Annotated in this window: 19 protein-coding genes and 1 pseudogene; 16 read left to right on the plus strand and 4 right to left on the minus strand. The window is 62.6% G+C overall.

Translation table 11 applies throughout. From position 1 onward, the window contains the following. Positions 1-8: 8 nt before the first annotated feature. The 7 genes from AC1DYJ_RS01935 to AC1DYJ_RS01965 all read left to right on the plus strand — a co-directional run bounded on the left by AC1DYJ_RS01935 (position 9) and on the right by AC1DYJ_RS01965 (position 7945). The gene (locus AC1DYJ_RS01935) at positions 9-1181 is read left to right on the plus strand and encodes an acyl-CoA dehydrogenase family protein (RefSeq protein WP_477279499.1); all 1173 of its coding nucleotides are present in this window, start codon (positions 9-11) and stop codon (positions 1179-1181) included. 33 nt (positions 1182-1214) lie between these two features. Next, positions 1215-2423, plus strand: coding sequence for an acetyl-CoA C-acetyltransferase (locus AC1DYJ_RS01940; protein WP_477279501.1), 1209 nt, complete (start codon positions 1215-1217; stop codon positions 2421-2423). Between the two features lie 22 nt (positions 2424-2445). Next, positions 2446-4665, plus strand: coding sequence for a 3-hydroxyacyl-CoA dehydrogenase NAD-binding domain-containing protein (locus AC1DYJ_RS01945; protein WP_477279502.1), 2220 nt, complete (start codon positions 2446-2448; stop codon positions 4663-4665). Between the two features lie 11 nt (positions 4666-4676). After that, positions 4677-5219 (plus strand): thioesterase family protein, encoded by a 543-nt coding sequence (locus AC1DYJ_RS01950; RefSeq protein WP_477279503.1) that lies wholly within the window; start codon positions 4677-4679, stop codon positions 5217-5219. A 130-nt stretch (positions 5220-5349) separates the two neighbouring features. Beyond that, positions 5350-6273 (plus strand): sterol desaturase family protein, encoded by a 924-nt coding sequence (locus AC1DYJ_RS01955; protein WP_477279504.1) that lies wholly within the window; start codon positions 5350-5352, stop codon positions 6271-6273. A 155-nt stretch (positions 6274-6428) separates the two neighbouring features. Further along, positions 6429-7073: a S24 family peptidase gene (locus AC1DYJ_RS01960; RefSeq protein ID WP_477279505.1), complete on the plus strand. Its 645-nt coding sequence runs from the start codon at positions 6429-6431 to the stop codon at positions 7071-7073. Further along, positions 7073-7945 carry a thermonuclease family protein gene (locus AC1DYJ_RS01965; RefSeq protein WP_477279506.1) on the plus strand — a complete coding sequence of 291 codons (873 nt, stop codon included), beginning with the start codon at positions 7073-7075 and terminating at the stop codon, positions 7943-7945. Before AC1DYJ_RS01960 ends, AC1DYJ_RS01965 begins: the two co-directional genes overlap by 1 nt. Here AC1DYJ_RS01965 and AC1DYJ_RS01970 read toward each other — a convergent pair. Further along, positions 7908-9557 (minus strand): lysine--tRNA ligase, encoded by a 1650-nt coding sequence (locus AC1DYJ_RS01970; protein ID WP_477279507.1) that lies wholly within the window; start codon positions 9555-9557, stop codon positions 7908-7910. The two genes, AC1DYJ_RS01965 and AC1DYJ_RS01970, sit on opposite strands and share 38 nt — an antisense overlap. Between AC1DYJ_RS01970 and AC1DYJ_RS01975 the strand changes: the two genes are divergently transcribed. Beyond that, positions 9541-9738 carry a hypothetical protein gene (locus AC1DYJ_RS01975; RefSeq protein ID WP_477279509.1) on the plus strand — a complete coding sequence of 66 codons (198 nt, stop codon included), beginning with the start codon at positions 9541-9543 and terminating at the stop codon, positions 9736-9738. The genes AC1DYJ_RS01970 and AC1DYJ_RS01975 overlap by 17 nt on opposite strands. Continuing rightward, positions 9716-10129: a tellurite resistance TerB family protein gene (locus AC1DYJ_RS01980; protein WP_477279510.1), complete on the plus strand. Its 414-nt coding sequence runs from the start codon at positions 9716-9718 to the stop codon at positions 10127-10129. The genes AC1DYJ_RS01975 and AC1DYJ_RS01980 overlap by 23 nt, the downstream gene beginning before the upstream one ends. A 58-nt stretch (positions 10130-10187) precedes the next feature. Here AC1DYJ_RS01980 and AC1DYJ_RS01985 read toward each other — a convergent pair whose 3' ends face one another. Beyond that, positions 10188-11009, minus strand: coding sequence for a transporter substrate-binding domain-containing protein (locus AC1DYJ_RS01985; RefSeq protein ID WP_477280194.1), 822 nt, complete (start codon positions 11007-11009; stop codon positions 10188-10190). 289 nt (positions 11010-11298) lie between these two features. Here AC1DYJ_RS01985 and AC1DYJ_RS01990 point away from each other — a divergent pair, with 289 nt between their 5' ends. From AC1DYJ_RS01990 to AC1DYJ_RS02000, 3 genes and pseudogenes are all read left to right on the plus strand, one after another. After that, the gene (locus AC1DYJ_RS01990; protein WP_477279512.1) at positions 11299-12030 is read left to right on the plus strand and encodes a helix-turn-helix transcriptional regulator; all 732 of its coding nucleotides are present in this window, start codon (positions 11299-11301) and stop codon (positions 12028-12030) included. 362 nt (positions 12031-12392) lie between these two features. Beyond that, entirely contained in the window at positions 12393-13001 is a 609-nt protein-coding gene (locus tag AC1DYJ_RS01995; RefSeq protein WP_477280195.1) for an acyl-homoserine-lactone synthase, read from the plus strand. 69 nt (positions 13002-13070) lie between these two features. Further along, positions 13071-13181, plus strand: a pseudogene (locus AC1DYJ_RS02000) (enoyl-CoA hydratase-related protein); the annotation flags it as partial. A 96-nt stretch (positions 13182-13277) separates the two neighbouring features. On the opposite strand, the gene ppk2 reads toward AC1DYJ_RS02000, so the two are convergent. Next, positions 13278-14183, minus strand: a complete 906-nt coding sequence (ppk2, locus tag AC1DYJ_RS02005) for a polyphosphate kinase 2 (protein WP_477279514.1) — start codon at positions 14181-14183, stop codon at positions 13278-13280. Positions 14184-14284: 101 nt separating this feature from the next. On the opposite strand from ppk2, the gene AC1DYJ_RS02010 reads away from it, so the two are divergent. The 3 genes from AC1DYJ_RS02010 to AC1DYJ_RS02020 all read left to right on the plus strand — a co-directional run bounded on the left by AC1DYJ_RS02010 (position 14285) and on the right by AC1DYJ_RS02020 (position 17506). Next, positions 14285-15550, plus strand: a complete 1266-nt coding sequence (locus AC1DYJ_RS02010; protein ID WP_477279516.1) for an ATP-binding protein — start codon at positions 14285-14287, stop codon at positions 15548-15550. Positions 15551-15678: 128 nt separating this feature from the next. Beyond that, positions 15679-16404, plus strand: a complete 726-nt coding sequence (gene phoU, locus AC1DYJ_RS02015; protein ID WP_477279518.1) for a phosphate signaling complex protein PhoU — start codon at positions 15679-15681, stop codon at positions 16402-16404. Positions 16405-16498: 94 nt separating this feature from the next. Further along, positions 16499-17506 (plus strand): magnesium and cobalt transport protein CorA, encoded by a 1008-nt coding sequence (locus AC1DYJ_RS02020; protein WP_477279520.1) that lies wholly within the window; start codon positions 16499-16501, stop codon positions 17504-17506. Positions 17507-17602: 96 nt separating this feature from the next. On the opposite strand, the gene AC1DYJ_RS02025 is transcribed toward AC1DYJ_RS02020, so the two are convergent. Beyond that, entirely contained in the window at positions 17603-18121 is a 519-nt protein-coding gene (locus AC1DYJ_RS02025; protein ID WP_477233711.1) for a GcrA family cell cycle regulator, read from the minus strand. Positions 18122-18479: 358 nt separating this feature from the next. On the opposite strand from AC1DYJ_RS02025, the gene AC1DYJ_RS02030 reads away from it, so the two are divergent. Continuing rightward, positions 18480-19679: an acetylornithine transaminase gene (locus tag AC1DYJ_RS02030; protein WP_477279522.1), complete on the plus strand. Its 1200-nt coding sequence runs from the start codon at positions 18480-18482 to the stop codon at positions 19677-19679. Positions 19680-19696 lie beyond the last annotated feature (17 nt).

Consider the following 19696-nt stretch of genomic DNA (forward strand, 5'->3'; position numbering starts at 1 on the left):
AGGAAATCGTGGCGACAAATCCAGCCGAAGTGCTCTCCTTGCCGAAGCCCGCCTGGGCGGCGGACGAAGTCGGCATGCTTTACGACATGGCGCATCGCTTCATGTCGGAGGAGATCGCGCCGCGTTACGACGAGTTCGAGAAGAACGAGATGGTCGACCGCGAGAGCTGGCGCAAGGCGGGTGCCGCCGGCCTGCTCTGCGCCTCCATGCCCGAGGAATATGGCGGTTCCGGCGGCACCTTCGCACATGAGAGCGCCATCATCGAGGCCATCGGCCATGTCGGCGTCGACGGTTTCGGCATCGGCCTGCACAATGCGATCGTTGCCCCCTATATCCTTCATTACGGCTCTGAAGAGCAGAAGAAGAAGTGGCTGCCGAAGCTGGCGACCGGCGAACTGATCGGCGCCATCGCCATGACCGAGCCGGGCGCCGGCTCCGACCTGCAAGGCGTCAAGACGCGGGCCGAGAAGGACGGCAACCAGTACAAGATCAACGGTTCGAAGACCTTCATCACCAACGGCCAGCTGGCCAATTTCGTCATCGTCGTCACCAAGACCGATCCGGCCAAGGGCGCCAAAGGCACTTCGCTGATCGTCGTCGAGACCGACGAGGTCGAAGGTTTTCAGCGCGGCCGCAACCTCGACAAGATCGGCCTGAAGGCCAACGACACGTCGGAATTGTTCTTCAACGACGTGCGCGTGCCGACCTCGAACCTGCTTGGCCACGACGAGGGCCAGGGCTTCATCCAGCTGATGCAGCAATTGCCGCAGGAGCGGCTGCAGATCGGCACCGGCGCCATCGCCATGATCGAGCGCGCACTGGCGCTGACCATCGACTACGTCAAGGATCGCAAGGCCTTCGGCAAGGCGATCATCGAGTTCCAGAACACCCAGTTCAAGCTCGCCGAGCTCAAGACCGAGGCCACCATCGGCCGCGTCTTCTACAATGATTGCGTCACCCGCCACGTCAATGGCGGGCTGGATCCGGTGACCGCGTCGATGGCCAAGTACTGGCTCTCGGACCTGCAGGGAAAAGTCGTCGACGAATGCCTTCAATTGCATGGCGGCTATGGCTACATGAATGAATATCCGATCGCCCGCATGTTCCGCGACGCCCGCGTCCAGCGCATCTACGGCGGCACCAACGAGATCATGAAATTGCTGATCGGCCGCTCTCTCTGAGAGCCACGACCGGCAAACCCAAGGAGCAAGAAAATGGCCGAAGCTTATGTCTATGACGCCGTGCGCACGCCGCGCGGCAAGGGCAAGAAGGATGGCTCGCTGCATGAAGTGCCGGCGGTGCGGCTTGCTGCAAAGACGCTTGAAGCGCTGCGCGACCGCAACGGGCTCGACACTGCAAACGTCGACGACATCATCTTCGGCTGCGTCGATCCGGTCGGCGAAGCCGGCTCGGTCATTCCGCGCGCCGCCGCCTTCGAGGCCGGCTACGACAACAAGGCGCCGGGCATGCAGATTTCGCGCTTCTGCGCTTCGGGTCTCGACGCCATCAATTTCGGCGCCGCCAAGATCGCGCAAGGCGCCGACGAGATCGTCATCGCCGGCGGTGTGGAATCGATGTCGCGCGTCGGCATGGGCGCCTCCGGCGGCGCCTGGTTCATGGACCCGTCCGTCGGTCTGCCCGGCTGGTTCGTGCCGCAAGGCATCTCGGCCGATTTGATCGCCACCAAATACGGCTTCTCGCGCGACGACGTCGACGCCTACGCGGTCGAGAGCCAGAAGCGCGCCGGCAAGGCCTGGGCCGACGGCCGCTTCAAGAATTCGGTCATCCCGATCAAGGACCAGAACGGGCTCATTATCCTCGACCATGACGAGCATATGCGGCCTACGACCGACATGCAGTCGCTGGCCTCGCTCAACCCGTCCTTCGTCATGCCAGGCGAAATGGGCGGCTTCGACGCGGTCGCCGTGCAGAAGCATCCGGAAGTGGAAGAGGTGAACCACGTCCACCATGCCGGCAATTCGTCCGGCATCGTCGACGGTGCTGCCGCCGTGCTGCTCGGCTCCAAGAAGGCCGGCAAGACGATGGGCCTCAAGCCCCGCGCGCGCATCCGCGCCTTCGCCAACATCGGCTCCGAGCCGGTGCTGATGCTGACCGGTCCGGTCGACGTCACCGAGAAGCTGTTGAAGCGCGCCAAGATGAAGCTGTCGGACATCGATCTGTTCGAGCTCAACGAAGCCTTCGCCTCCGTGGTGCTGCGCTACATGCAGGCCTTCGACATTCCGCACGACAAGATCAACGTCAATGGCGGCGCCATTGCCATGGGCCATCCGCTCGGCGCCACCGGCGCGATGATCCTGGGCACGGTGCTGGACGAGCTGGAGCGGCGCGACCTCAACACCGCGCTGGTGACGCTGTGCATCGGCGCCGGCATGGGCACCGCAACCATCATCGAACGCGTCTGATTTCGGCCGGAAGGAGAGAGACATGACCTACACAAACTTCACGGTCGAGACCGACGCCGACGGCATCGCGCTGGTCACCTGGAACATGCCGGATCGCTCGATGAACGTCTTCACCGAAGAGGTGATGAACGAGCTCGACAAGATCATCGACCAGGTCGTGGCCGACGCCGGCATCAAGGGCGCGGTGATCACCTCGGGCAAGGACAGCTTCTCCGGCGGCGCCGATCTCACCATGCTGCAGAAGATGCTGACGGTCTTTGCCAAGGAAAAAGGCAAGGACCCGCAGAAAGCGGCAAAACTCTTGTTCGACAATGCCGGCCGCATGGGTGGCCTCTGGCGCAAGCTCGAAACGTCGGGCAAGCCTTGGGTTTCGGCGATCAACGGCACCTGCATGGGCGGAGCGTTCGAATTGTCGTTGGCCTGCCACGGCCGCGTGGCCGCTGACTCCGACAAGGTCAAGATGGCCCTGCCGGAAGTCAAGGTCGGCATTTTCCCGGGCGCCGGCGGCACCCAGCGCGTGCCGCGGCTGACCGACCAGCAGCAGGCGCTGCAGATGCTGACCACCGGCCAGAACCTGTCGGCGCAGAAGGCCAAGGCCATGGGCCTGATCCACGAGGTCGCCGAACCCGCCAAGCTGATCGACACCGCCAAGGCGATGATCAAGAACGGCCTGAAGGCCGTCCAGCCTTGGGACGAGAAGGGCTTCAAGCTGCCCGGCGGCCAGATCTATTCGCCCGCCGGCTTCAACCTGTGGCCGCCTGCCATCGCCATCCTGCGCCGCGAAACCTACGGCAATTATCCGGCCGCAGCAGCCATCCTGAAATGCGTCTATGAGGGCCTGCTGGTGCCGTTCGACACCGGTCTGCGGATCGAGCAGCGCTATTTCACCGAAATCATGCAGTCGAAGGAAGCGGCCGCAATGATCCGCTCGCTGTTCGTCTCGCTGCAGGAATTGAACAAGGGCGCCCGCCGCCCGGCCGGCGTGCCGGAAACCAAGTTCAAGAAGATCGGCATTCTCGGCGCCGGCTTCATGGGCGCCGGCATTGCCTTCGTCACCGCCAAGGCCGGCATCCCGGTGGTGCTGCTCGACCGCGACATGGCGTCGGCCGAAAAGGGCAAGGCGCATTCCGATGGCCTGATCTCCGATCAGGTCAAGAAGGGCCGCGCCAAGCCCGAGGAGAAGGACAAGCTTTTGTCGCTGATCACGCCGACGGCAGACTATGCCGATCTCGCCGGCTGCGATCTCGTCGTCGAGGCGGTGTTCGAGGATTCGGCCGTCAAGAAAGCTGCCACCGAACAGGCCGAAGCGGTGCTGAAATCGTCGGCGATCTTCGCCTCCAACACCTCGACCATCCCGATCACCGCGCTGGCCAAGAATTCAGCGCGGCCGAAGAATTTCGTCGGCATCCATTTCTTCTCGCCGGTCGACAAGATGATGCTGGTCGAGATCATTTTGGGCAAGAAGACCGGCGACAAGGCGCTGGCCACGGCAATCGACTTCGTGCGCGCCATCAAGAAGACGCCGATCGTCGTCAACGACACGCGCGGCTTCTACGTCAACCGCTGCGTGCTGCGCTACATGTCAGAAGCCTACAAGATGCTGATCGAAGGTGTTCCGGCGCCGATGATCGAGAACGCAGCCAAGGCCGCCGGCATGCCGGTCGGTCCGTTGGCGCTGACCGACGAGACGGCGATCGACCTTGCCCAGAAGATCATGAAGCAGACCATCCGGGACCTCGGCGACAAGGCCGTCGACCCCAAGCAGATGGCGCTGATCAACACGCTGGTCGACACYCATGGCCGCTTCGGCCGCAAGAACGGCAAGGGTTTTTACGACTATCCGGCCAAGCCCGCCAAGAAGAAGCTGTGGCCCGGCCTGAAGAACCTCTATCCGCAGCTGAAGGCCGAGAAGGTCGACTATGATGAGCTGCAGCAGCGCCTGCTGGTCACCATCGCGCTGGAAGCGGCGCGGGTGATGGAAGAGGGCATCGTCACCGATCCGCGCGAGGCCGATGTCGGCTCGATCCTCGCTTTCGGCTTTGCGCCGTTCACCGGCGGCGCGCTGTCCTATATCGACGGCATCGGCGCCAAGGAGTTCGTCAAAATCGCCAAGGGCCTGCAGAAGAAATACGGCGCCGAGTTCAAGGCGCCCAAGCTGCTGCTCGACCTGGCCGAGAAGGGCGAGACCTTCTACCAGCGCTTCGATCCCTATGCGAAGGGCGAGGTGAAGAAGGCCGCCTGATCTAGCGCCCGATGTACGTCTGGGGGCGCCTGGCGCGCATGATGGCCACGGCTTCGCGCCGTGGCCCCTATATGGTTGGCAGCGAAAGCCGCCTGGCTTTCCGCTGCCTGCCGACCGACATCGACTTCAACAGCCATCTCAACAATGCCCGCTACATGATGCTGGCCGACCTCGGCCGCATCGATATCTTCCTGCGCGTCGGCCTTATCGCGCTGGCGCGCAGACAAGGCTGGGCGCCGATGATCGGCGGACTGGAGTCTGTCTATGTGCGTGAGATCAGGCTGTGGCGTCGCTTTGAGGTGGTGTCCTCGATCGAAACCTGGGAGGGCACCCAGGTCATCGGCAGGCACCGCTTTGTCCTCGACAATGGCGAGACGGCCGCGTTGATCATGACGACGGGTGGTGTCTACGACCGTCCCGGCCGCCGCTTTGTCGACATAGACGAGGTTGTGGCAGCGCTTGGCCGTTCCGTTCAACCGCGGCCGCCGACAGAGGCCGAGCGGACTTTCATGACCTCCCACCAGGGATTGCGCAGCCTGGCCAAAGGGATTTGAGGCCGCAGGCGAAAGCTTCAATGCCAAAGCCCGGATTCAACCGCCCTTAAACAAATTCCGCTAAGGCTGAGCTGCCGGGCTGGCTTCGCGATGGGTCGCCGTCGCTCCCTGGCGCGGTTGGAGGGCCGGCGTGGACGGAATTGTCGACTACATCAATGGCATGCTCGTCGCCTGGCGCGGCCAGGCGAGCGATCCCGACAAGCAGTGCGTCTTTGCCTTCCTGCTCCTGCTGCTCGCCCTCGACATTGCCCGCAAGGGCTGGCGGGGTTCCTGGTCGCGGCGCGCAGTCGAGAGCGTGGCGGCGACGCTGGCCATCTTTCACATCAACATCGTCCTGATCCCTGGGATCTGGCTGCTCTCCGGGCAGATCAAGACGCTGTACGGGCTGCTCGGCATCCCCAGCGTGCCCGGCGCCGTCTGGGAAAGCCTGCCGGTCTGGGCGCTCAGCCTTGTCGCCATAGTGGCCTATGATTTCGCCAATTACTGGAACCATCGCCTCATGCACATGAAGTGGCTGTGGCCGGTGCATGCGATCCATCACTCCGATCCCGTAGTCAATGCACTGACGACCTACCGCGTCCACGTGCTGGAGATGCTGGTGATGTGGGGTTCCTACACCATCCTGCTGACCTGGCTCGGCCTGCCGGCGAACGCTATCGGCGCCGGTGCGCTGATCCTGCTGCTGCACAACATCTACGTCCACATCGATGTCGACTGGGATCACGGCCCACTGCGCATGCTGGTCGCCTCGCCGCGCTTCCACCGCTGGCACCATGCCGATGTGCCCGAGGCCTACGGCAAGAACCTCGCCAATATATTCCCCTTCTTCGACTGGATGTTCGGCACCTACCGCGTGCCCGGCCCGTGCACTGCACCGATGGGTGCGGCCGGCGTGCCACGCAACGATGTCGTGCAGCTGACCCTGTGGCCGCTGCTGGAATGGTCGCAAATGGCGACGCGAGGGGTCCAGGCGCTGCGGGGTGTGCTTGCCCGCTGGGTGGCGCGCGACAATGGCGCGCGTGAGCCGCGGCCGCTTGACGTCAAGGCGCAATAGGGCGTGCAAAACTCCGTCATCCTGGCCCCTGCCGCTGGACAAGACTGCCCACCGCTCTTATGAAGGAAAGGTATTTTTTCCTGTTTTGAGCATGATCCCAAAAAGTGGGTACCGGTTTCTGGAAAAGATCATGCTCCATCTAAAGGGAGAGCGACTTGCTCTCGCATGATCGCGTTTGGGCCGCCATCGACGCTCTCGCCGAGCGTTATTCGCTGTCGGCCTCGGGCCTGGCCCGGCGCGCAGGCCTTGATTCGACTGCGTTCAACAAATCGAAGCGGCTGTCCTCGGATGGACGGCCGCGCTGGCCCTCGACCGAATCGCTGGCCAAGATCATCGAGGCGACGGGCGCCTCGCTCGACGAATTCACCGGGTTGGTCGAAGGCCGCGCCAATACCGGCGCCGCGACCGCACAGCGTTCAGCGGTGCCGCTGCTTGGCTTTGCCCAGGCCGGCGCCGGCGGCTTCTTCGACGATGCCGGCTATCCCTCCGGCCAGGGCTGGGATCTGGTCGAGCTTCCGGCGCGGGCGACGGAAACCTCCTATGCGCTGAAGGTGCAGGGCGATTCCATGCTGCCGCTCTACCGCAATGGCGATGTGCTGATCGTCGAGCCGGGCGCCACCACCCGCAAGGGCGACCGCGTCGTCGTCAAGACCAATGCCGGCGAGGTCATGGCCAAGGTGCTCGACCGTCAGACGACGAAATCGATCGTGCTGATCTCGCTCAATCCCGACCACCCGGACCGCGACATCGCCATGCGCGATGTCGAATGGGTGGCGCGGATCGTCTGGGCAAGCCAGTAGTGCGGCTCTTACAACTGGTTCTGGCCGTGCTGGCGGTCCCAGTCATGGTCGCTCTGATCGTCCTTGGCGGCCGCGTCCTGCAGCCCGAGCAGAGCAGCGTCGTCGTCGACCAGATCGACCCGGGCGCTGAGGCCGTGCCCGAGGAGCCGGCAACATCGGCCATCCCCCAGATACAGCCCGCCGAGCCTCCGGCGCATTCGCCTCCGGTGCATTCGAGAGCGATCGATCCCGAGGCGATCGCGCCGCCGCCGCTTGCACCAGAGGAACTCGAACGGGTCGAGCCGCGTGCGCCGCTGAGCGATCTCGCGCTGGCCGGACCGCCGAAGCCGCGTCGGCCCAGAGCCGTCGACGACTGGGGCGGGACAAAACTGTTCCAGCCGGTGGCATCCGCCGCCGGCCTGATCGAAGCCAACGGTTATTCCGTTGCGGTGTCCGGCATCGATATAGTCAAGGAGGACGAGACCTGCAGCGAGGATGGCAAGTCCTGGGCTTGCGGGGCTCGCGCGCGCACCGCGTTCCGATCTTTCCTGCGCGGCCGTGCCGTGGCGTGCAAGGTGCCGGCGGAGGCCGACCGCAGCCTGATCGCCGCCGAATGCCGCATCGGCAAGCAGGATGTCGGCCTGTGGTTGGTCGAAAACGGCTGGGCGCGCGCGGTCGCCGGCGGCCCTTACGTCGAAGCCGGCGACAAGGCGCGCACCGACAAGAAGGGCATCTTCGGAGCCGCGCCCGATCTTGGCGGCCTGCCGCCGGCGCCGACGCCGGTAGCCGCCCCGACGGCATCGCAACCGATCCTCGATGGCCCGGCGACGGACGTCCCGCCGGCCGGAACGGACGTTATGCCGCCAGCTCCCCAGCCAGCGCCCGCTCAATGAGCGCGCGCGTCTCGGCAATGCCGTAAAGCGCTGCGAACGAACCGAAGCGCGGACCGCGCTCCTGGCCGATCAGCACCTGGTAGATCATTTGGAAGAAAGCGCCGGAAACGCCGGGGCCGCCGTCCGGACTCTGCTTGGAATGGTCCTGATAGCGTTCGATCTTGCGCGCGACGTTGAGCGAAGCGTTCTGGATCGCTTCACCATCGGCGCCCGCAGGCAGGGCGCCAAGCGCGTTGCCAAGAGCCTCCAGCGCGACGCGTTCGACGTCGTCGGCCGGCCGGAACGTCTTCGTCGGCTTCACGAAATCGTCGAAGTAGCGGATTGCAAAGCCGACCAACTGGTCGAGTTCGGGATGCGTTGCCGGCGTCACGCCCGATGCATGGCGCGAGATGAAGCCCCACAGCACATCCTTGTTCTGCGCGTTGGAGGCGCTGACCAGGTTGAGCAGCAGCGAGAACGGCACCGGCAGGTCGATCGCCGGCGGCTTGCCGTCATGCATGTGCCAGACCGGATTGCCCAGCCTTTCCTTCCAGTCCTGGCGCGGATAGGCGCCGAGGAAGGTGTAATATTCGTCGACGGCCCGCGGGATGACGTCGAAATAGAGTTTCTTCGCCTGCCTTGGGCGCTGATACATGTAAAGGCCGAGGCTTTCGGTCGGCGCATAGCGCAGCCATTCGTCTATGGTCAGCCCGTTGCCCTTCGACTTCGAGATCTTCTGGCCGTTCTCGTCGAGGAACAGCTCGTAGACGAAATGCTCCGGCGCGCGTCCGCCGAGGATGTTGCAGATGCGGTCGTAGACCACGGCATTGGTCTGGTGGTCCTTGCCGAACATTTCGAAATCGACGCCGAGCGCTGCCCAGCGCATGCCGAAATCCGGCTTCCACTGCAATTTCACCTTGCCGCCGGTCACGACAAGCGTCGTCTCGGTGCCGTCATCGTCGAAGGTGATGGTGCCGGCCTTGGCATCGACATGCTTCATCGGCACATAGAGCACGCGGCCGCTCTTTGGTGAGATCGGCAGGAACGGGCTGTAGGTCGCCTGGCGCTCGGGCCCGAGCGTCGGCAGCATCACCTTCATGATCTGGTCGTAGCGCTCGGCGGCGCGCAGCAGCATCGCATCGAAGCGGCCGGCCTTGTAGTACTGCGTCGCGCTGGCGAACTCGTAATCGAAGCCGAACGTGTCGAGGAAGCGGCAAAGCATCGCATTGTTGTGGTCGGCAAAGCTCGCATAGTCGCCGCCGAACGGATTGGGCACCGACGACAGCGGCATGTGCAGGTACGGCTCGAGCGCTGCGCGATCCGGCACATTGTCGGGGATCTTGCGCATGCCGTCCATGTCGTCGGAGAAGCACAGAAGCTTGGTCTTGACCTTGTTTTCGGTCAGCACGTGGAAGGCGTGGCGCACCATCAAGGTGCGCGCGACTTCGCCGAACGTGCCGATATGCGGCAGGCCCGACGGCCCGTAGCCGGTCTCGAACAGGACGGTCTCGGGAAAGTCGGCGCCTTTGTAGCGCTCGATGATCTTTTTGGCTTCCTCGAACGGCCAAGCCTTGCTTTCGGCTGCCGCCGCAAGCATTTCGGGGTCGAGATCGGCGATGTTTGATGCCGTCATGTCGCTGTCTTCCAAATCATGCGCCGGCATCGCCGGATCGGAGTTTTTCAACCGGTCTCTAGGCGTGCACGCCTTGGGCGTCAACGCGCGCGGCGGTTTTTCCTTGCAGCGCGGATACCGCGTTCCTACCTTCGAAACCCAATATCAAGGAGTTTTGAATGCCTTTGCCGTCCACGCATGAAGCCCTGATCTACCTGATGGTCATCACCTCGGCTTCCGACCGTGACATGACCGATGTCGAACTGGCGCGCATCGGCGACGTCGTCCGCAGCTGGCCGGTGTTCGAGGATTTCAATCAGGACAGGTTGATTGCCATCGCGCAGGACTGCCAGAAGATGCTGCATGAAAAGGATGGGCTGGAAGGCGTTCTCGAGCGTGTTGGCAAGGCTTTGCCGGAGCGGCTGCACGACACTGCCTATGCCGCCGCCTTCGAGGTTGCCGCCGTCGATCTCGAAATGCGCATGGAGGAATTGCGGGTGCTGCAATTGATCCGCCGCGAGCTCGACCTCGACACGCTGACCGCCGCAGCCATCGCGCGCGGCGCGAAGGCCCGCCTGCGCACGCTGACCTGATACAGCAGCTCTCAGAAAAGCGGACTGGACCGGGTCAGAAGAAACTGACCGGACCGGATCAGAAAAAACTGACCGGGAAATACCGCAGATAGAATTCGGCGAACGTTCCCTTCACCGAAATCTCCTGCAGCGCGTAGTCCATGGCCGCTGCCAGCGCCGGGTCGCCGGCCCTTGTGGCAATGGTCATGCCGGATCCCAGATATTCCGGGGCCAGGTACGGGCCACCCGCGAAGCGGCAGCAGCCTGCCGCGTCCGTGCCGCCCAGCCAGAAGGAAAAGCGCATGCCGTCGCCGAAGGCGGCGTCGATCTTGCTGCTTTTCAAATCGTTGTAGAGGTCTTCCTGCCGGTCGAAGGGGACGATCTGCACGTTGCCGAAATAATCGCGCAGCATCTTTTCATGCGCCGAGCCGGCCAGCACGCCGACCCGTTTGCTGCGCAATTTGTCGAGGATCGGCTCGGCGAAAGCCTTCGCTTTCGGCATGATGAAGCGCGCCGGAAACTGCAGGTAGGAGCGCGAAAAACTATACTTCGCCCGGGTTTCCGGCGTCGCGGCGATGCCGGCGATGATCGCTTCGCCTTCGCCCTTCTGCAAAGCGTCGTCGAGTTCGGCCCAGGGCAGCGCCTGGATCTGGCATTTGTCGGCGATGTCGAGTTCGGCACAAATCGCCCGCGCCAGGTCGATGTGAAAACCGGACAGCCGGCCGGCGCCGTCGAGAAAGTTGAAGGGCGGGAAATCGGTTGTGGTCAGGAACCGGAGTCTCGGCAGCGCCGAGAGATCCGGTTTCGGCAGCCGTTCCTTGGCGTCCCAAAGCACCGGCACCTGCGGTTCCGCCGCCCGTGCGACGCCGGCAAACGGCTGCGCTCCGACCAGCAGCGACAGCAAGGCGATGGCTATCCAGCGAGATGTCACGAAAGAACTCCGCCCGTCTTGGCCGTTGGCTTTTGATACGAAAACGGCGCAGGCACAATTGTTTTTGATTTCAAAGCGCAAATTTCGGGGTATGCTTTAGTTAGTTTGCAAATAGCCGCGCAGAGTCGGCCAGGGGTTGGCGATTGCTGCGTTAGAAAAAATAAGCATGCGGCTTGCAATCCGGGGTTGATGGCAAAGTGCGGGTCAGGCACGTAGCATCAGTCTCAAGAGCGGTAGGCAACATAGGGTAGATGTTGCGATGGGTTATTTTGACCGGACACTTGAATATATCGACCGGGTACAGCGTGCCGGCACGTCGGCTGCGGTGTGCGAGGAGCTGCTTAATGTCACCTCGAATTTCGGATTGACGGCCCTGATAGCCGCAACGGTGCCGCAGCCCGGTACACCGAGCAGCCAGACGAAGGATCATGTGCTGCTGTGCGATTGGCCTAGCGAATGGCTGGAGCGTTACTTGTCGCGCAACTATGTCGACCACGATCCGGTCGTCAGCCATTTGAAGCTGTTGGGGGCGCCATTCCAATGGCGCGACGCCGTTCAAAATATGCCCGCCGACAAGAGCAGCGACGAGGTGATGCGCGACGCCCGCCAGTTCAAGCTGCGTGACGGCCTCGCCTTTCCGCTGGTCACGCTCGAAGGCCAGATCGCGCTGGTTTCGCTGGGCGGTGAGGCGGTCGAATTGTCAGACGCCGAATTCGCAATGGTCTCGCTGGCCTCCACCTATGCCATCGGCCGCGCCATGCAGCTTCAAATGACGGCCGCTAAAACGATCGAGCACATTGAATTGACGCCGCGCGAGCGCGAATGCCTGCAATGGGCGGCGGTCGGCAAATCCGAGTGGGAGATTTCGCAGATCCTCGGCATCTCGGAGCATACCTCTGAGAAACACCTTCTCAACGCCAAGAGCAAACTGGGCGCCGTCAACCGCGTGCAGGCAGTCGCCGAGGCAATCAGGCACGGCTATATCAGCTGACGAATGCATGTCGTTGCCTCAAAGCCGGGGCCACGTTTGAGCGACATGCATTAATATCTTCAGGGAAGACCGATCCTATCGTCGTCTCAAGACGACCAACGCGTGTCGTCGTCGCAAAACCAGGACCGCTTTTGCGCGACCTGAAATAATACTTTCTTAACGCCAAAATCAGACTCGGCGCCAACAGCGGGGCGCAAGCCGTCGCGGAGGCGATTAGGCGCGGCTATATTAGCCATGTCGGCTAGGCAGCCTAGAAATCCTTGCCAACACCTTCGCGCAATTTTTTCGGGAAAGCCCGGCCGTATCTTCCTCTTAAGCCAAGGAGACGGCTAGTGCTATTTACCCTTACCACTCAACAACTGATGGAGCGACCCGACCTGTGGGAGGCGGTCCATCGCTTGCGTTACAAAGTCTTCGTCGAGGAGATGCAGTGGACCGATCTCGCCCGCCCGGATGGCCTCGAAATCGATCAGTTCGACCATGATGAGGCCGAACATCACCTCATCATCCGCAATGGCGAGCTTGCCGGCTATCTGCGCATGCTGCCGACCACACGGCCGCATCTGCTGAGCGATGTGATGCCGGAACTCTGCGAGGGCAACCGCCCTTCGGGGCCGAATGTCTGGGAGCTCACCCGCTACGCGGTGGCGCCAGGCTTTCGCGATGGCAAGCGCGGGGTGTCTACGGTCGGAACCGAGCTGATCGCCGGCTTCGTCGAATGGGGCCTTGCACGCAATATCAATCAGGTCATTATCGAGGTCGAGCCGGTGTGGGTGCTGCGGACGCTGCAGTTGCACTTCCTGGCGACGCCGCTCGGTTATCAGCACAGCTATGGCACCCAGCAGGTCGTCGCCACCTTGCTGACCTTCAACCAACATACGCTCGATGTCGTGCGCTCGCGCCGCAACCATCACGCCCCGGTGCTGGCCAGAGGAACGCCCGACATGCTCGGCATGCGGCAGGCGTCGTGAGATCGGAGAAGGCAAAGCGAGGCAGCTGGCCAAAAGCTGGGTGCCGCACTTTTGCAAAAGCGCTCATAGGGCGATACGGACGTTTTGTGCGACCGCATCGATGATGAGATCACGCTGTTCCAGCAGGCGCTGCAGGACGACACCACGCTGAGGCAGCGGATCGCCCGCCTGGCGGCCTAGACAAGGCAACAGAGCCCGCCCCGACATCGGGGTGGGCTCTGTAATTTCAGCCTCTGCCTATCGAGGCCAGTCTCTACTTCTCCAGGCCAGTCTCTACTACTTCTCCAGGAATGACGGCCCTTCGCCGATGATCTTCTTGTCTTGCTTGCCGATGGCTTCGAGATCGCGCCCGTCATAGGGCAGCGACAACAGGATGCGCCGCATGACGGCCAGCCGTGCGCGCCGCTTGTCGTTCGCCCGCACGATGATCCAGGGCGCAAATTCCTTGTGCGTGCGTTCGACCATCTGGTCGCGGGCCTTGGTGTAGTCGTCCCATTTGCTGATACCGGCAATGTCGATCGGCGAGAACTTCCAGTTCTTCAGCGGAGACCAGCGGCGGTCGTGGAAACGTTCGAGCTGGGTTTCGCGGCCGATGTTGAGCCAGAATTTGAAGAAATAGATGCCCTCGTTGGAGATCATCCGCTCGAAATGCGGCGTCTCGTCGAGAAATTTCTCGTGCTGCTCCGGCGTGCAGAAGCCCATCACCGGCTCGACACCACCGCGATTGTACCAGGAGCGGTCGAAGGTCACGAATTCGCCCGATGTCGGGAAATGCGCGACATAGCGCTGGAAGTACCACTGCCCCACTTCGGTCGGCGTCGGCTTGGTCAGCGCGACATTGCGCGCGGTTCGAGGGTTGAGATACTGGCGCAGCACGAAGATGGTGCCGCCCTTGCCGGCGGCATCGCGCCCTTCGAACAGCGACATCACCCGCTTGCCGGTCGCCTGCAGCCATGCCTGCGCCTTGACCAGTTCGATCTGCAGCCGCTCAAGCGTCTCGTCATACTCCTCGCCCTTCATTTTCTTGTCGTAGGGATAGCCGCCGGCGGTCAGCTTGTGGTTCTCGATCCAATCCGGAAGCTCGGGGTTTTCGATGTCGAACTCCCGCTCCTTGCCGTCGATCCTGATCTTCAGAGGGCCTTTTGCCGGCTCTGCGGCAGGATTTTCCTTGGGTTTTTTCATCGAGACGAACCTTTCCAGCTTGCGGACTCATGCTATGGGGGGCCTGAAAGCTGGTCCAGCGGAAGTTTCGGCTGACCGGCGCAAAGGCACGGAACGCGCGAATGGCTGACACCAGCGCAGAGCGGATGACCACGGCGCAGGCGCTAAAGGCGCGACTGTGGAACAGCCGCTGGCTGCTCGCTGCCGGCATCGTGGCCGTTGCGGCCGTCTATGGCTACGCCGGCATGTCCGTCTATGTCGCTCTGCTCGCCTGCGCTGTGCTGTTGGCCGCAGCCATGCTGCCGACCGGCGGCGCCAGCCGGTACATTGAAAGCATTGCCGCGATCGAGGCGAGCGGGCTGCAGCGGCTTTCGGGCGAATATCTTGCGGCGGCCGTTGCCGATCCGCTGATCATCTTCGACCGCACCGCCACCATCGTCCATGCCAATGCAGCCGCTTTTGCCGCCTTTGGCGGGATCGCGCCCGGCCTGTCGCTGTCGTTGAAATTCCGCGCCCCTGAGATGCAGGCACTGCTGGACAGCGTGCTGTCGGGAACGGTCGCCTCGGATGCCGTCGACTACACCGAGAAACTGCCGGTCGAACGGGCCTACCGGGTCAGTGCGTCCTCGGTCGGCCACGCCACAGATCTCTTTGTGCTGGTGTTCAAGGACCAGAGCGAGACGCGCCGCATCGACCGCATGCGCGCCGACTTCATCGCCAATGCCAGCCATGAGTTGCGCACCCCGCTTGCCTCGATCTCGGGCTTCATCGAGACGTTGCGTGGCCCGGCCCGCAACGATCCGGCGGCGCGCGAGCAGTTCCTGCAGATCATGCAGAACCAGACCGGCCGCATGGCGCGTCTGATCGACGATCTGCTGTCGCTGTCGCGGCTGGAAATGAAGCCCTATCTGAAGCCGGGAACCGAGGTCGATCTGCGCCAGGCCATCGACAGCGTCATCGACTCGCTCGGGCCGCTCGCCAGGGAGAACAGCGTCGTCATCGAGCGCGACTATGCCGAAGGGCCGCTCGACGTGCCCGGAGACCGCGACGAGCTGTTCCAGGTGTTCGAGAACCTGTTGGAAAACGCCTGCAAATACGGTCAGCCGGGTGGACGCGTCACGGTGTCGATCGCCCGCGGTGAGGCCGGTCCCGAACCGGGCATCGACGTCACCATCAGGGACTACGGTCCAGGCATTCCCGAAGAGCACATTCCGCGCATTACCGAGCGCTTCTACCGCATCGATGTCGAGAGCAGCCGCACCCAGAAAGGCACCGGCCTCGGCCTGTCCATCGTCAAGCACATCCTGACGCGTCACAACGCCAGACTTTCGATCAAGTCGGAAGTTGGCAAGGGCGCGGCGTTCACGGTCCATTTGCCGACGCGCTGAGGCAGTACTATTTGCTAACTGCCTGTTTCTTCTTTCTGTCATCCGGCTAGCGTATCAGCACAGGATTCGAGGAAACGACTCAAAAGGCCAAGGATTCCAGGCCAAGGATTCAGGAAGGCATTTCGTCCATGCAGTCCGTTCACATTGTCAGCGCCTATGACGAAGAGCTGAAATACCTGTCGAAGCGCATCGCTGCGATGGGCGGTCACGCCGAGCGCATGGTCGAGCAGGCGATCCAGGCGCTGGTCAATGCCGATCCCGGCCTCGCCCAGAAGGTCATCCGTGACGACATTGTCCTTGATGAGGGCCAACGCGAAATCGACGACAAGGCCATCGTCATCATCGCCAAGCGCCAGCCGATGGCGACGGATCTGCGCGAAATTGTCGGCGCGATCCGTATTTCCGCCGACCTCGAACGAATCGGCGACCTCGGCAAGAATGTCGCCAAGCGAGTGGTGAGCGTCATCGACGGCCGCCAGCCGACCAGCCTGTTTCGCGGCCTCGAGGCGCTGGCCGAGCTGGCGCTGACCCAGCTCAAGGAAGTGCTCGATGTCTATGCCTCGCGCTCGGTCGACAGGATAGGCTTTGTGCGCGATCGCGATGACCAGATCGACGCCATGTACACCTCGCTGTTTCGCGAGCTCCTGACCTATATGATGGAAGATCCGCGCAACATCACGCCTTGCACGCATCTCTTGTTCTGCGCCAAGAACATCGAGCGCATCGGCGACCATGCCACCAACATTGCCGAGACCATCTATTACATCGTCACCGGCGATCAGATGCCGGCCGAGCGGCCGAAAGGCGACAAGACCGACAAGGTTGCCCTTCCGGCGCCGCTGCCGGTGAAGTGATCGCGCGCCCCTCGAACGCTTAATCATATTGCGCTAAACTACCGCAGCGTTAAGCTTCTCAGGCCTATTGAAGGTTCTGCGTCCGGAGGCTGCGATGGAATATGTCCGAGAGTTCAAGCCGGTGCCGGCATCGTCCGGCATCATCGCCTCGAGCGTCTACACCGCCGGCAAGCGCATAGCAGACATTCCGATCGAAGAGGCTGGCGAATGGGCGAGGAAATCGGGCCATGTCGTCTGGATCGGGCTGCTCGAACCCGATCGCGAGCTGTTGCTGCGCGTCAAGGCACAGTTCCATCTGCATGAACTGGCGATCGAAGACGCCGAGCATCCGCACCAGCGGCCCAAGATCGAGCAATATGGCGATGCCCTGTTCATCGTCGCCCGCACCGCCCAGCTGATCGACGGCCGCGTCACCTTCGGCGAAACCCATCTGTTTGTCGGCTCAGGCTATATCGTCAGCGTCAGGCATGGTCCCTCGACCTCCTATGCCGCCGTCCGTCAGCACTGGGAAAGCTGCCCGCATTCGCTGGCCAAGGGCGAGGATTTCGTCCTCTATGCCATTCTCGACTTCATCGTCGACAATTACATGCCGGTGCTCGAGCAAATCGAGGACGAGGTCGAGGCGATCGAGGACAGGGTTCTGCTGAAGCCGATGACCGGGCCGGACATCGAACGGCTCTACATGCTGCGCCGCGATCTGCTGCGCCTGCGCAATGCCGCACTGCCGCTGGTTGAGGTCTGCCGCAGGCTGACCAGCGCCGACCTGCCGCAGATCCATACCGCCATGCATCCGCTGTTTCGCGATGTCACCGACCACATCCGCACCGTGCAGGAAAAGATCGACAGCCTGCGCGAGGTTCTTGCCTTCGCTTTCGAAGCCAGTCTGCTGGTCGGCCAGAGCCAGGAAACAGCAATCTCCAAGAAGCTCGCATCATGGGCCGCCATCCTGGCGGTGCCGACAGCCTTCGCCGGCATCTACGGCATGAATTTCGATGACATGCCGGAACTGAAGATGGAATATGGCTATCCCATCGTATTGCTCTCGATCGCCTGTATCTGCTCGTTTTTGTATTGGCGGTTTCGCAAGAATGGCTGGCTGTGAAAGAAGCGAATAGCGAATAGCAAAAACGGCTTGCTCCCTGTCACGGAAGCCAAGCCGTTTCTATTCGCTATTCGCTATTCGCTATTCGCTATTCGCTCACCGGCTCCTGCGCCGCTCCGAAGCCGGCTGGAACGCGACCCTTGCGTGGTACTTGCAGTAAGGTCCGGTTTCGGCCGCCTCATTGCCGCAGAAGTTGAAGTCTTCCGACAGCGGATCGCCATTCGGCCATTTGCAGGTGCGCTCGGTGAGGTCGGTGAGCTGCAGATGCCGCGAGATCGGCACGACAACGTTTTCGACCGGGCGGATGTAGTGGCGAGCCACCGGCTCGGCATCGAACTGCGTCTGCAGCGCGGTTGCCCCGATCGAGGTGGTGACGTGGCGCTGCGTGGTTGCGGCGCGCGACACCGACTTCTGGATGGAAGATCCCTGCGCCGTTTTCTTCTGGCGCGCCGGCGTTGCGGTCGAGCGTCCGCGGCCCGACAGTTTCAGCCGATGCACCTTGCCGATGACGGCGTTGCGGCTGACCCCGCCAAGTTGGGCGGCGATCTGGCTTGCGCTCAAACCCTCCGACCACAGTTTTCTGAGAAGTTCGACCCGCTCGTCAGTCCAGTTCATGAGACCGCGCTCCTGCTAAGCGTGCGGCAGCCGGAATCCATTCCCGACCCGGCAACCTTTGCCGGGGCAGACACCACATATATTAGGTGATTAGGTCCGCCGCACGAAATCTAGTTATTTCCCGACTACAATTACCTCATGTGTTGACTCGGTGACAAGAGTCCCAAGTGCAACACGAATCGGTTTTTTCGGTTTTCCCCAACTTGCCCGGTCGCTTATGAGCCGGCGTCTCGTCGGGAGCTTGCCGCGCGCCTCTGCACGACGTTTTCGTTGACTTCATGGCCGAAAAACACGATAAGCCGCACAAGGCCGCCGCTTTGGCGGCTTTTTTGATTTTCCGGTACCGGAGACGCATATAATGAGCGGTTCGGCGCTTTACGAGACCTTTGCTCGCGCACCCCTGGCCTTCGACCATGGCGAAGGCACTTGGCTGGTTACCGACAAGGGCGAGCGATATCTCGATTTTGCTGGCGGCATCGCGGTCAATTCGTTGGGCCACAGCCATCCGCATCTGGTCGCGGCGCTGACCGAACAGGCGGCCAAGCTTTGGCACGTCTCCAATCTCTACGAAATTCCGGCTCAGACCCGGTTGGGCGAGCGGCTGGTCGAGGCCACCTTTGCCGACAAGGTGTTCTTCACCAATTCCGGCGCCGAGGCGCTGGAATGCGCGATCAAGACGGCGCGGCGCTACCAGTTCGTCAAGGGCCACCCCGAGCGCTTCCGCGTCATCACCTTCGAGGGCGCCTTCCATGGCCGCACGCTGGCGACCATCGCCGCCGGCGGCCAGTACAAATATCTCGAAGGTTTTGGGCCCAAGGTCGAAGGTTTCGACCAGGTCGGCTTCGACGATATCGACGCCGCCGAGAAGGCGATCACACCAGAGACCGCCGCGATCCTCATCGAGCCGGTGCAGGGCGAGGGCGGCATCCGCCCGGTGCCGGTGCAATCGCTGAAGCGGCTGCGGCAGCTCTGCGACCAGCACGGCCTGCTGTTGATCTTCGACGAGGTCCAGTGCGGCATCGGCCGCACCGGCAAGCTGTTCGCGCATGAATGGACCGGCGTGACGCCCGATATCATGGCAATCGCCAAGGGCATTGGCGGCGGTTTCCCGATGGGCGCGTGCCTGGCCACCGACGAAGCTGTCGTCGGCATGACGGCAGGCGTGCATGGAACCACCTTCGGCGGCAATCCGCTGGCGATGGCGGTCGGCAATGCCGTGCTCGACGTCGTGCTGGAAGACGGTTTCCTCGAAGACGTCCAGCGCAAGGCATTGCTGATGAAGCAGGGCCTGGCGGCCGTCGCCGACGAATTTCCCGATGTCATCGAAGGCATCAGGGGCACCGGCCTGATGCTCGGCCTGAAATGCGTGATGCCCAACACCAAGGTCAACATGGCGCTGCGCGACCAGCATCTGCTGGCGGTGCCGGCCGGCGACAACGTCATTCGCCTGCTGCCGCCGCTCACCGTCACCGACACCGAAATCGGCGAGGCGCTCGACCGCATCCGCGCCGGCGCCAAGGGCCTGGCCGACGCCATCACCGCGGCCGCCGCGAAGTAACCCCGGAACCATTCCTG

This window comes from Mesorhizobium sp. P2_B11, from assembly GCF_056404855.1.

Excerpts from the sequence above, each read along its gene's own strand:
- AC1DYJ_RS01940 (WP_477279501.1), top strand. The coding sequence starts at position 1,215 with ATGGCCGAAGCTTATGTCTATGACGCCGTGCGCACGCCGCGCGGCAAG.
- AC1DYJ_RS01950 (WP_477279503.1), top strand. The coding sequence starts at position 4,677 with ATGTACGTCTGGGGGCGCCTGGCGCGCATGATGGCCACGGCTTCGCGC.
- AC1DYJ_RS01975 (WP_477279509.1), top strand. The coding sequence starts at position 9,541 with ATGTTTGATGCCGTCATGTCGCTGTCTTCCAAATCATGCGCCGGCATC.
- AC1DYJ_RS01970 (WP_477279507.1), bottom strand. The coding sequence starts at position 9,557 with ATGACGGCATCAAACATCGCCGATCTCGACCCCGAAATGCTTGCGGCG.
- AC1DYJ_RS01980 (WP_477279510.1), top strand. The coding sequence starts at position 9,716 with ATGCCTTTGCCGTCCACGCATGAAGCCCTGATCTACCTGATGGTCATC.
- AC1DYJ_RS01990 (WP_477279512.1), top strand. The coding sequence starts at position 11,299 with ATGGGTTATTTTGACCGGACACTTGAATATATCGACCGGGTACAGCGT.
- AC1DYJ_RS01995 (WP_477280195.1), top strand. The coding sequence starts at position 12,393 with ATGGAGCGACCCGACCTGTGGGAGGCGGTCCATCGCTTGCGTTACAAA.
- ppk2 (WP_477279514.1), bottom strand. The coding sequence starts at position 14,183 with ATGAAAAAACCCAAGGAAAATCCTGCCGCAGAGCCGGCAAAAGGCCCT.
- AC1DYJ_RS02010 (WP_477279516.1), top strand. The coding sequence starts at position 14,285 with ATGGCTGACACCAGCGCAGAGCGGATGACCACGGCGCAGGCGCTAAAG.
- phoU (WP_477279518.1), top strand. The coding sequence starts at position 15,679 with ATGCAGTCCGTTCACATTGTCAGCGCCTATGACGAAGAGCTGAAATAC.
- AC1DYJ_RS02020 (WP_477279520.1), top strand. The coding sequence starts at position 16,499 with ATGGAATATGTCCGAGAGTTCAAGCCGGTGCCGGCATCGTCCGGCATC.
- AC1DYJ_RS02025 (WP_477233711.1), bottom strand. The coding sequence starts at position 18,121 with ATGAACTGGACTGACGAGCGGGTCGAACTTCTCAGAAAACTGTGGTCG.
- AC1DYJ_RS02030 (WP_477279522.1), top strand. The coding sequence starts at position 18,480 with ATGAGCGGTTCGGCGCTTTACGAGACCTTTGCTCGCGCACCCCTGGCC.